Source organism: Tistrella bauzanensis, assembly GCF_014636235.1.
GTDB lineage: Bacteria > Pseudomonadota > Alphaproteobacteria > Tistrellales > Tistrellaceae > Tistrella > Tistrella bauzanensis.
The window spans coordinates 22954-33606 of the sequence record NZ_BMDZ01000059.1 but is presented as its reverse complement, the minus strand read 5'-3'; the positions used below and the strand labels follow the sequence as shown (position 1 = coordinate 33606).

The window sequence follows — 10653 nt, the reverse complement described above, 5'->3', positions numbered from 1 at the left end:
TGACCCCGTCTGCGAGGCTGCATAGCCTCATCAACCAGCGACGTCCGCCGAGCCCTTTTCAACATCGGGCGGGACATCCCCAGAGATTCCGATCACCGCGTTAACCTGAACTCGTTGCCCTGGCCATATCGGGCCGTTATGGTTAATTTTCGGCATTGCACAGCCATGTGGGAACAATTCTTTTCATAAACGACCTAGTGGATTGATCGGATCAAAAGAGTCCGAATTGGGTTTCCCATGCACATGCTGGCATGCGAGCCTGTCGCATGCGCAGCGATATTTCCTTCACCGTGTCTCCCGGCGACCGGCAGCGGTTGCGCGCCATCGTCGCGGACCCGATGAGCCCGCAAAAGCACGTCTGGCGGGCGCGGATCGTTCTTCTGAGCGGCGAGGACCTGGGCACTTCGGCAATCATGGCAGCGACGGCGACGTCCAAGACCTGTGTCTGGCGCTGGCAGGAGCGGTTCATGCACGAGGGCGTCGATGGTCTGCTTCGCGACCGATCCCGTCCGCCCGGAAAGGCGCCGGTCCCGCCGGAGCGTGTCGCCGAGATCATCCGCCTGACGCAGGCGCCGCCGCCGCACGAGGCGACCCACTGGACGCTGGGCGCGATGGCCAAGGTCGCCGGCATCGCGGCCTCGACGGCGCAAGGCATCTGGAAGGCCCACGGTCTCAGCCCGCACCGCTGGCGGCAGTTCAAGCTCTCCAACGATCCGAAATTTGCCGACAAGCTCACGGCCATCGTGGGCTTGTATGTCGATCCGCCGGCCCATGCGGTGGTGCTTTCGGTCGACGAGACGTCGCAGATCCAGGCCCTCGACCGCACCCAGCCCGGCTTGGCCCATGAAGAAGGGCCGGGCCGGCACGATGACCCACGATGACAAGCGTCACGGCACGAAGACGCTCTTTGCAGCCCTCAACGTGCTCGACGGCACGGTCATCGCCCAGAACATGCAGCGCCATCGCCATCAGAAGTTCATCCGCTTTTTCAAAGAGCATTGAGCGCGAGGTGCCGGCTGACAAGGCCATCCACGTGATCCTCGACAATTATGCCGCCCACAAGCAGGAGAAAGACCGCGCCTGGCTCGCCCGCCACCCGCGTTGGACCTCCCACTTCACACCCACGTCGAGTTCCTGGCTCAATGCCGTCGAGGGCTTCTTCGCCAAGCTCACCCGGCGCAGGCTCAAGCACGGCGTCTTTTGCTCCGTCGTCGACCTGCAGGCCGCAATCAACCGCTTCGTCAGCGAATACAATGCCTCGAAGCCGGGGGCGAGGCGTTTGGCGATGCCTGGCCGCCTGACGGATCGGTTCCGGCCTATTTGAACAGGTCGTTGAGGTTGCCACCGGGGATCTTGGCCGCGGTGGGCGGCGCCACCTCGATCTGCACCGATGCCGGGTCGACGAGAAATTCCGTCGTCGATTGGAGCACCAGCCCGGGAAAGGCCATGACCAGCGCGAGGACGATGGCGTTGATCGCGATGAAGGCGAGTGCTCCGAGATAGATCTCGGATGTCGCAATGCCGGTCCGGGTGTCGTCGGCGCCGAGGCGGCGCCGTGGTGCGACCGAGCGCAGATAGAACAGAGCGAAGCCGAAGGGCGGGGTCAGGAACGAGGTTTGCAGGTTGATCGAGATCAGGATCGCGAACCAGACCAGATCGATGTCGAAGGCCATCGCCGTCGGGATCAGAAGCGGGATCACGATGAAGGCGATCTCGAAGAAGTCGAGGAAGCAGCCGAGGACGAAGATCACCACCATGCAGAAGATGATGAAGCCGATCCGTCCGCCCGGCAGCGACGACAGGATGTCGTGCAGCCATGCATCGCCGTCGAGGCCGTAGAAGGTCAGGCTGAAAACCCGCGCGCCGATCAGGATGAACATGACGAAGGCCGCGAGGCGGGCGGTGGTCTCCACGGCGTCGAGCAGCACCGGGACGGTGAGCCGCCGCTTGATCAGCGCGATCGCCAGTGCGCCGACAGCACCCATCGATCCGCTCTCCGTGGGCGTCGCGATGCCGAGAAAGATGGTGCCGAGGACGAGGAAGATCAGGCCCAGCGGCGGCACCAGCGCGAACACGGCCTGGCGCGCCAGCGGCGTGAGCAGGTGCTGCCCGGTCGCCACGTCGGCAAGCGCGATCGCAAGCACGAAGACGCCGCCGGCGGTTGCCGCGGCAACGAGCCGGGGCTCGTCGCGGAGCCCCGCGAACCCGACATGGTAGAGTGCGATCGCAAGCAGGGTTGCGGCGGCGAACACGCCGATCAGGGCCAGGTAATCCGCCGGGCGCGTCTGGTTGCCGGCAATGGCGGGCATCAGCCGGGGAAACAGAACCGCCAGGGCCGCGATATAGGCGAGATAGAGCCCGACCATCAGCGCGCCGGGCACGATCGCGCCGAGATAGATGTCGCTCACCGGCTGGCCGAGCTGGTCGGCCATCACGATAAGCACAAGGGAGGGCGGAATGATCTGGGACAGTGTGCCGGAGGCGGTGACCGCGCCGGCCGCCACCGAGGGGCTGTAACCGTTGCGGAGCATGATCGGCAGCGAGATCAGGCCCATGGTCAGAACCGAGGCGGACACAACGCCGGTGGTGGCGGCAAGCAGCGTGCCCACCAGGATGACCGCGTAACAGAGACCGCCGCGTACTTTGCCGAACAGGCGCCCGACGACGTCGAGAAGATCCTCGGCGATCCCGGACTTCTGCAGCACGGCGCCCATCAGGGTGAAGAACGGGATGGCGAGCAGCGTGTCGTTGCTCAGTGTTCCGTATACCCGGTCGGGCAGCGCCTGCAGCAGCGACCAGGACAGCGAGATCGTGTCGGGTGCGAGGTGGGACAGCTCGACGCCGATGGCGAAGAAGAGGAGGCCACCCGCCGCCAGCGTGAAGGCGACGGGGTAGCCCAGCAGCAGCAGCCCCATCACCGTGATGAACATGATGGGAGCGATGTTCTCTGCAATCAGCGCAAGCATCGGGCCTCGCAGACGGTGTGAAGGCGTGGGCGCCGGCGCCCGATCACGGCGCGTCCTCTGAAATCGGACCCTCGGCGATCTTGCGGATGATGGTGGCGATGGCCTGCAACGCCAGGGCCACGAAACCTGCGAGCACCACGGCACGCATCGGCCAGATGAGCAGGCCGCCGGCGTTCAGGGACACCTCGTTCTGCGCGAACGAGCGTGCGAAATACGGATAGCTCAGCCAGACCATGACCACAGTGAAGGGAAGCAGCATCACAATGTGGCAGGTGACGTCGATCCAGTGGCGGAGCCTGAGCGGGAACCGGCTGGAGAGGATGTCGATGCGGACATGCTCGTTGCGCTGGAGCGTCCATGCGGCGGCGAGCATCACCACCGTCGCGAACAGATACCACTGGAGTTCCAGCATGCCGTTGGACGACAGGCTGAATGCCTTGCGGGAGATCGCGTTTCCCGCGCTGACGAACACGGCCGCCAGGGTCATCCAGGCCGAGATCCGGCCGATCAGCCGGTTTGACGCATCGATCACCCGTATGACGGCCGGAATGCGGGCGTTGGCCATCGCTCAATCCAGCCCGGGCATGCCGACATAGCCGGGCAGCGCCTTCACGCGCGCCACCCAGGCTTTCACATGCGGTGTCGGGTCCAGGCTGAGCCGGGCATCGCCGCAGAGTGCGACATAGGGGAAGCAGGCGAGGTCGGCGATGCTGGGCCGGACGACCAGCCATTCCCGGCAGGCGAGATGGCTGTCGAGCACGGCGAGCACCCGTGCGCACCGGGCGTTCAGGGCCTGGATGTCGCCATCCTCGCCGATCAGGTGGTAGAGGCGCGCCGGCTGCAGGCTGGTCGCGATCGGAAGGGCCGCGAAGGCCAGCCACCGGACCACCTGAGCGGCGTCCGGGGCGTCGATCGGAAACCAGTCCGGCCCGTATTTTCGGGCGAGGTAGACCAGGATCGCCTGACTGTCCGGGATGATCTCCATGCCGTCTTCCAGCACCGGGATCTCAAGCAGCGGGTTCAGGCGTTCGAAGCCGACACCGATATGGGCATGGTTGACGACGTCGATGAAACGCGTCTCCACGTTCAGCCCGAGCATCGACAGGAGCATGCGGACCTTGTGGCAATTGCCGGAAAGGGGATGGTCGTAGAGGATCATGGGCACCGGCTCCACCAGGGAAAGCGCGCCGCGCGGGGGTAATCGCCCGGGCGGCGGGCAACGGCCTTCGTTCACGCGTTCAGATGCAGGAATGGCGGCGGCCAACCGTGTGGACGAATGGCCGCCGGGCCGGAGGAAGCCGGGCCAGCGGACGCCTAGCGGCCTCGGTTGGCGACGATGAAGCTCTCGGCCGCGAAGTCGTTCACCGAGCCCCAGAGCAGTTGTTCGTCGAGGAACGCCTTCCATGCCGTGTGGACGCGGCCGAAGGTCTCGTCCGTCGCCGCCTGGTCGGCGAGAAGCCGGGCAGTGGCGGTCTGCATCGCCGTCATGATTTCCGGCGTCCATGACTTCAACTGCACGCCGCTGGCGACCAGGCGACGCAGCGCCCCGATGTTGCGCTGGTCGTATTTGGCGAGCATGTCGGTATAGGATTCCGAGCAGGCGCTTTTCAGGATCTGCTGGAAGGTGGCCGGCAAGGCTGCGTAAGCTTGGCTGTTGGCGAGGAAGCAGAGCGACGCCCCAAGCTCCAGGACACCAGGGCCGTAATAGTATTTCGCGACCTTCTGGAAGCCGAGTTTCTCGTCGTCATAGGGGCCGACGAACTCCACGGCGTCGAGGGTGCCGCGCTCCAGCGCCGAATAGAGATCGGACCCGGGGATCTGTTGGGGCACGGCCCCGAGGGCGGCGTAGATCTGGCCAAGATAGCCGGCGGCACGGATCCGCAGGCCTTTCAGGTCGTCGACGCTCTCGATCGGCTTGCGGAACCAGCCGCCCATCTGGGCGCCGGTGTTGCCGCAGGGGAACTGTACCGCGTTGAACTGGTCGTAAAGCCCGGCCATCAGGTCGTTGCCGCCGCCATATTGCATCCAGGCCATGTGCTGGCGCGGGGTCATGCCGAACGGCACGCCGGTGTCGAATACCAGGGCAGGCATCTTGCCGAGATAGTAGAATCCGGCGGTGATGCCGCATTCCACCGTGCCGGCCTGCACGCCGTCGAGGATGCCCAGCGGCGGCACGATCTCGCCGGCCGCATAGGGCGTGATCTCAAACTGGCCGTCGGTCATCGTGGCGACCCGCTCGGCGATGAAGGCGCCGGCGCCGTACACCGTGTCGAGCACCTGCGGGAAGGAGGACGGCATCCGCCACCGCACCTTGGTTTGTGCCCGGGCGATCGCGGGGGCGGCGAGCGCGCCGCCGGCTACGGTCGCGGCGAGGGCGCCCTTCAAGACGTCCCGTCGGTGCATGTTCAGCCCTCCGCTCTGGCATATTTGCTTATGAGGCAAATTGTTGCCTTTTGAACAAATCAATGTCAACAGCGATCTCGACCCGAATTAAAGACCTGATCATGTGCGATTCGAATGAGGGGCGCCTATGGCATGCGGGTGGACAGACAGAAGGCAATACCCCATAGTCGTCACTCAATAGGCAACATGTTGCCTCTCTCGATGGTCTGATCAGAGAGGCCGTTGCCGCGACTGGGGAGCGAATTTATGGGGGCTGTCGTCGGGCTGCATCTGGCGCCGCGATCCTTCCTGCCAATGAAGGCGCAAGAGGAACTTGTGCTCGTGGCCGGCAAGGGGATCGTCGGCGACCGATACGAGAAGGGCGAGGGGTTCTATTCTGACCGTCCGGAGGAGGGCCGCCAGGTCACCCTGTTCGAGGTGGAAACACTGGAGGCGCTTGAGCGCGACCATAGGATCCGCATGACGATGGGCGATCACCGGCGCAACATCACCACCCGGGACGTGCCGCTCAACCATCTGGTCGGGCGCCGGTTTCGGATCGGCGGCGCGCTGCTCGAAGCCACCCGCCTCGCAACGCCGTGCCGGCATATCGAGCAGATCACCGGCCTTGAGGTCTTCACGCCGCTGCTGAACCGCAGCGGTCTTCACGCCAGAATTCTGATCGGCGGCACCGTCCGCATGGGTGACGTCGTGGAGATCCTCACATGAAGCTCATCCATCACGTCACCACGACCGTCGTGGACATCCGTCGCGAGACACCGCGGATCACGGTCTATGAACTGGCCGACCCCGATGGCTGGGATCTGCCGCCCTTCACGCCGGGATCTCATATCGACGTGTTCCTCGACGATCGCACAGCGCGCCAGTATTCGCTGTGCGGACCGGGCAGCCGCCCGGACCGCTATCGGATCGCGGTTCAGCGGGAGGATGCCGGACGCGGCGGCTCTCGGGCCATCCATGAGGGCTGGACGCTGGGGACGATCGTGCCGGTCTCGCTGCCCCGCAACACGTTTCATATGGGCGATGGTCATATGGGCGACGGCGCGGCACACCGGATCCTGGTGGCGGGCGGCATCGGCATCACGCCGATCATTGCGATGGCCGAGGCGCTTGCCGGCAGTGGTGCGCGCTTCGAGCTTCACTATGCCGCGCGGTCTCCCGAGGAGGCGGCCTTCCGCGATGCGCTTGAGAATGGGCCGTTTTCCGATCGGGTGACGTTTCACTATAGCAATGGCCACGACGGCAAGGGCAATGGCGGCAAAAGGGCCGGCCGGCTCGACCTGCCGGGACTCCTTGCAGCGGCCGCGCCCGGCACGCACACTTATATCTGCGGGCCGAAGCCGATGATCGACGAGGCCAGGGACGTCGCCGAAGCGACCGGCCGCGACGACATCCACCTGGAGCAGTTCGGGGCGCATGCCACGATCACGCCCGGGGCCGAGACGGCCTATGTCGTCGATCTGGCCCGCAGCGGCGGCAGCGTCGAGGTCGCCGTCGGACAGACGATGCTGGACGCCTTGCGTCAGGCCGGGGTCGAGATCGAGGCGTCCTGCCATGCGGGCGTCTGCACATCCTGCAAGACGCGCTATCTCGCGGGGTCGCCCCTGCACAAGGATCTGGTGATGTCGCCCGCGGACCGACGGGAATTCGTGACACCCTGCGTCTCTGAAGTCATGGGTGCCCGCATCGTCCTCGATCTCTAGAGCAGATCCCGATCAGGTGGAACCACCTGATCGGGTAAAGATGCTCGACAAACTAATAACTTAGAGTGATTTTCCTGAACCGGATGACGCGAAAATCACTCTAGATCGTCGATGGTCCGGCATATGGCGGACCGGGCATATCAGGCGGGGTCAATGACCAAGGCAGTCCGGCTTCATCGAAGCCATCCGGATGGGGAGCGTTAAGAGATGACCAGGCACACCTTGCATGTCGACCGGACCATTCGTCTGGCCGATGCCGCCCATGAAGGGCATAACCGGTGGCATCCGGACATCAAGCCGATGGCATGCGTGCGCGATGGCGACGAAGCCGAAATCCACACCCGGGATTCGTTCGATTGCCAGATCTGCCGGTCGATGACCGGCGCGGACCTTGCCGGCGTGAGCATCGGTCGCGCACATCCTCTGACGGGTCCGGTCTTCGTCGAAGGGGCGATGCCGGGCGATCTGCTGGCGGTGGATATCCTTGATGTTCGCTCCCACAACGAGGGGTTCACCGTGATCGCGCCGGGCTTCGGCTTCCTGCGCGACCGGTTCACGGCGCCACATCTCGTTCATTGGGAGATGGCCGACGGCTATGCCACATCGCCGCAGATGCCGGGTGTGCGGATCGAGGGCAATCCCTTCTTCGGCGTGATGGGGCTTGCGCCGTCCAAAGCGCTTCTTGCCACCATCCTTGAGCGCGAGCAGCGCCTGCACGACAAGGGCGGCGCCGTCTTTCTGCCCGATCCGGATGGTGCGGTGCCGGCCTTCGACGACGCTTTGCGCACGATCCCGCCCCGCGAGATGGGCGGCAATCTCGACATCAAGCAACTCACCAAAGGGACAACGGTCTATCTGCCGGTCTATGCGGAGGGAGGGCTGTTTTCGGTCGGCGATGCCCATTTCGCTCAAGGCGACGGCGAATCCTGCGGCAGTGCCATCGAGACCTCCGCCATCCTGCATGCCCGCTTCAGGGTGCTGAAAGGCGAGGCGGCGCGTCGGGGGCAGAAGGATGTGTCCTTTGGCAACGAGTATGCGCCGCGGCCCCCGCTTGACCCGTCGACCCGGTTCTACGCGACCACCGGTACCTGCATTCGCGCGGATGGAGAGAACCTGTCCGAAGATCTGACGCTGGCCACCCGGAACGCGCTGTTGAACATGGTCGATCATATCTGCGACCGCTATGGCTTCACACCCGAGAACGCGATCTGTCTGGTCAGCGTCGCGGTCAATCTGAGGATCAGCCAGATCGTCGACGTGCCGAACGTCACGGTCTCGGCGTTTCTGCCGCTCGACATCTTTGATTAGCGCAGTTCATGCGCGACAACGGGCTCTCCAACCGTATCGCCGAATCCTACGACCATGCTGCAGGATGGTCAGGTGTCGCCGTCTTGATGTTCGGTACGATCGGGCAGATCGAATCCCCGCTCCCGCTTCGGCACAACATCTTTCCGACCCCGGCAAAGCCAGCAGGAACAGGGACGGCCATGTGTCGAGGCGACCTTGCCGATCGCACGTGGCGAGGGATCGCCGGTGGCAAGGCCGTGTGTCCACAGCGTCATGACCCGGCGGGCCCGCGCCTTCATCCGCTCTGCGTCCTGTCTGCGTCGCGCACGCATCGTCAGGCTCCGTTCAACCGTTTTCAGGATGCTGAAAGGCCATGGCGTCCAGGCCCCTGCACCGCCAGTCCTTATAGGCCGTTGCCCGCACAGCGAGAAGCCGTCAGCGGGCCTGGCCGGGATGTTGTGACGGCGATGCATGGCCGAACCGCATCGCCACCTTGCAGCCTTGGGCGCCGACGCGCGGCGGCGTACACAACTGCCCATGCAGCGACACAACGATCTCCGTGCCGTGCAGTGTCCAGCCCTGTGCATTGCCGCCCCATGCCACCGCGTGGCCCTTGGGGCCTGAGAGCCAGACGGTGACCGGGCACCCGGCCGAGCCGCAGAACAGGCTCCAGGCATTGACGCATTCCAGTCCGGCCAGATCCGTGACGTAATCCGGCTGCCCGTCGCCATTGAGCTCGGCTTGCGTCAGATATGGCGGATAGCCCTGCGTCACCAGACCGGCGCCGGGCATTGCCAGGCCTGACAGATTTGGCGTGCCGCCGGCATCCTTGCAGGTGGTGATGATCTCCTGCGTGACGATCCGGATGTCCGCCGGCATATCCGCGACCGCCGGATATGTTGCTGTCGTCAGACCACAGGCCAGTATAGAGACTCTGAGCCACGGTATATGCCAGTTGTGCAGGCACGCAATAGCCATTGGATCAACGCTTCCTCCGCCGCCCCGCCAGTTGCACGGCGGTGGCGATGCCGGCAAGGGTCAGGCCAAGAGCGGTGACCGCCGCCCAGCCGCCGCGGGTCCATGCCTCTGTGGCCGCGGCGGAGCCGCCGGCGCCGCCCAGGAACATGGCGCCCATGAAGATGGTGTTCAGCCGGGCCCGCGCCTGGGGCCGCAGGGCATAGATGATGTGCTGGTTCGACACCAGCGCGCTTTGCACCGCGAAGTCGAGCAGGACGACGCCGGCGATCATGCCGGCCAGATCCGACCACAGCCCGAAGATGGCCCACGATACCAGCGTCAGCCCGGCGCCGGCAAGGATGACCGGATGCGGCCCGCGGCGATCGGCGATGCGGCCGGCGATGGGGGCGGCCAGGATGCCGACGGCGCCGACCACGCCGAACAGGCCGGCGACATCGGCACCCAGGCCGAATTGCGGTGCCTGAAGGCGGAAGGCCAGGATGGTCCAGAAGGCCGAGAAGGCGGCGAACAGCAGCGCCTGGGTGATCGCCGCACGGCGCAGGGCCGGGAATTCGTGCCACAGATGCAGCAGCGACCGGATCAGTTCGCCATAGCCGAGCCCGCCGGCCGGGTGGCTCTTCGGCAGGCGGACCGCGAGCCAGCCGGCCATGCCCAGCGCCAGCGGCACCCCCAGCCAGAACATCTCGCGCCAGCCGGCATGGCTGCCGACGATGCCCGCCACCGTCCGGCTGAGCAGAACCCCGCAGAGCAGACCCGCCATCACCGTGCCGACAGCGGCGCCGCGCCGTTCGGGTGCCGCCAGATGGGCCGCGAACGGCACGATCTGCTGGGCGGCGGTTGCGGCCACGCCGATCACCAGCGATGCGATCACGATCAATCCGGCCGTGGGGGCCAGCGCCGCCGCCACCAGAGCCACCGCCAGCCCCAGGAACTGCACAACGATCAGCCGTCGCCGTTCAACCAGATCACCCAGCGGCACCAGCAGGAACAGGCCCAGCGCATAGCCAAGCTGGGTGGCGGTGGGCAGCAGGCCGATGGTGGCACCCGGAAAGTCGCCTTCCATGATGCCCAGCATCGGCTGGTTGTAATAGATATTGGCCACCGATACGCCGGCGCCGATCGCCATGGCGAGGCTGAGGCCCCGGCTGAGCACGGTGGTCGCACCCGAGGCCACCGTCCCTGTTGTTCCTGTCGTCTCTGTCATCATCGTCATCTTCCGCTTCCGGCGGCCATCGCCGCCTGTCGGATGACGATACGATCCTATCGATATAGTCCGTAGTCAGCGCCTTAAATAGGCCCGTATAGCGAAAGACGAT

At 65.2% G+C, this 10653-nt stretch carries 9 protein-coding genes and 1 pseudogene; 4 read left to right on the top strand and 6 right to left on the bottom strand.

Annotation, left to right across the window (positions count from 1 at the left end; genetic code table 11):
- Positions 1 to 266: 266 nt before the first annotated feature.
- Positions 267 to 1255, top strand: a pseudogene (locus IEW15_RS19765) (IS630 family transposase); the annotation flags it as partial.
- Positions 1256 to 1316: 61 nt separating this feature from the next.
- On the opposite strand, the gene IEW15_RS19760 reads toward IEW15_RS19765, so the two are convergent.
- The 4 genes from IEW15_RS19760 to IEW15_RS19745 form a co-directional block, all read right to left on the bottom strand.
- Positions 1317 to 2966: a TRAP transporter large permease gene (locus IEW15_RS19760; protein ID WP_188581149.1), complete on the bottom strand. Its 1650-nt coding sequence runs from the start codon at positions 2964 to 2966 to the stop codon at positions 1317 to 1319.
- 43 nt (positions 2967 to 3009) lie between these two features.
- Complete coding sequence (locus IEW15_RS19755) at positions 3010 to 3453, bottom strand: TRAP transporter small permease subunit (RefSeq protein ID WP_188581147.1); 444 nt, start codon at positions 3451 to 3453, stop codon at positions 3010 to 3012.
- An 81-nt stretch (positions 3454 to 3534) separates the two neighbouring features.
- Entirely contained in the window at positions 3535 to 4230 is a 696-nt protein-coding gene (locus IEW15_RS19750) for a glutathione S-transferase family protein (RefSeq protein ID WP_229708351.1), read from the bottom strand.
- 50 nt (positions 4231 to 4280) lie between these two features.
- Positions 4281 to 5369 (bottom strand): TRAP transporter substrate-binding protein, encoded by a 1089-nt coding sequence (locus IEW15_RS19745; RefSeq protein ID WP_188581145.1) that lies wholly within the window; start codon positions 5367 to 5369, stop codon positions 4281 to 4283.
- A gap of 246 nt (positions 5370 to 5615) precedes the next feature.
- Between IEW15_RS19745 and IEW15_RS19740 the strand changes: the two genes are divergently transcribed.
- The 3 genes from IEW15_RS19740 to IEW15_RS19730 all read left to right on the top strand — a co-directional run bounded on the left by IEW15_RS19740 (position 5616) and on the right by IEW15_RS19730 (position 8380).
- Entirely contained in the window at positions 5616 to 6077 is a 462-nt protein-coding gene (locus IEW15_RS19740; RefSeq protein WP_188581143.1) for an MOSC domain-containing protein, read from the top strand.
- A complete protein-coding gene (locus IEW15_RS19735; RefSeq protein WP_188581141.1) occupies positions 6074 to 7072 on the top strand; it encodes a PDR/VanB family oxidoreductase in 999 nt (332 codons plus the stop codon). Before IEW15_RS19740 ends, IEW15_RS19735 begins: the two co-directional genes overlap by 4 nt.
- Positions 7073 to 7279: 207 nt before the next feature.
- The gene (locus IEW15_RS19730; protein ID WP_188581139.1) at positions 7280 to 8380 is read left to right on the top strand and encodes an acetamidase/formamidase family protein; all 1101 of its coding nucleotides are present in this window, start codon (positions 7280 to 7282) and stop codon (positions 8378 to 8380) included.
- Between the two features lie 414 nt (positions 8381 to 8794).
- Here IEW15_RS19730 and IEW15_RS19725 read toward each other — a convergent pair whose 3' ends face one another.
- Together IEW15_RS19725 and IEW15_RS19720 are read right to left on the bottom strand one after the other, a co-directional pair.
- Positions 8795 to 9238 (bottom strand): hypothetical protein, encoded by a 444-nt coding sequence (locus IEW15_RS19725; protein ID WP_188581136.1) that lies wholly within the window; start codon positions 9236 to 9238, stop codon positions 8795 to 8797.
- A 103-nt stretch (positions 9239 to 9341) separates the two neighbouring features.
- Positions 9342 to 10544, bottom strand: a complete 1203-nt coding sequence (locus IEW15_RS19720) for an MFS transporter (protein WP_322111516.1) — start codon at positions 10542 to 10544, stop codon at positions 9342 to 9344.
- Positions 10545 to 10653: the final 109 nt, after the last annotated feature.

What these genes read in the sequence shown, in the direction of transcription:
- IEW15_RS19760 (WP_188581149.1), bottom strand. Translation starts at nt 2,966, where the DNA reads ATGCTTGCGCTGATTGCAGAGAACATCGCTCCCATCATGTTCATCACG.
- IEW15_RS19755 (WP_188581147.1), bottom strand. Translation starts at nt 3,453, where the DNA reads ATGACCCTGGCGGCCGTGTTCGTCAGCGCGGGAAACGCGATCTCCCGC.
- IEW15_RS19745 (WP_188581145.1), bottom strand. Translation starts at nt 5,369, where the DNA reads ATGCACCGACGGGACGTCTTGAAGGGCGCCCTCGCCGCGACCGTAGCC.
- IEW15_RS19740 (WP_188581143.1), top strand. Translation starts at nt 5,616, where the DNA reads ATGGGGGCTGTCGTCGGGCTGCATCTGGCGCCGCGATCCTTCCTGCCA.
- IEW15_RS19735 (WP_188581141.1), top strand. Translation starts at nt 6,074, where the DNA reads ATGAAGCTCATCCATCACGTCACCACGACCGTCGTGGACATCCGTCGC.
- IEW15_RS19730 (WP_188581139.1), top strand. Translation starts at nt 7,280, where the DNA reads ATGACCAGGCACACCTTGCATGTCGACCGGACCATTCGTCTGGCCGAT.
- IEW15_RS19725 (WP_188581136.1), bottom strand. Translation starts at nt 9,238, where the DNA reads ATGCCGGCGGACATCCGGATCGTCACGCAGGAGATCATCACCACCTGC.
- IEW15_RS19720 (WP_322111516.1), bottom strand. Translation starts at nt 10,544, where the DNA reads ATGATGACAGAGACGACAGGAACAACAGGGACGGTGGCCTCGGGTGCG.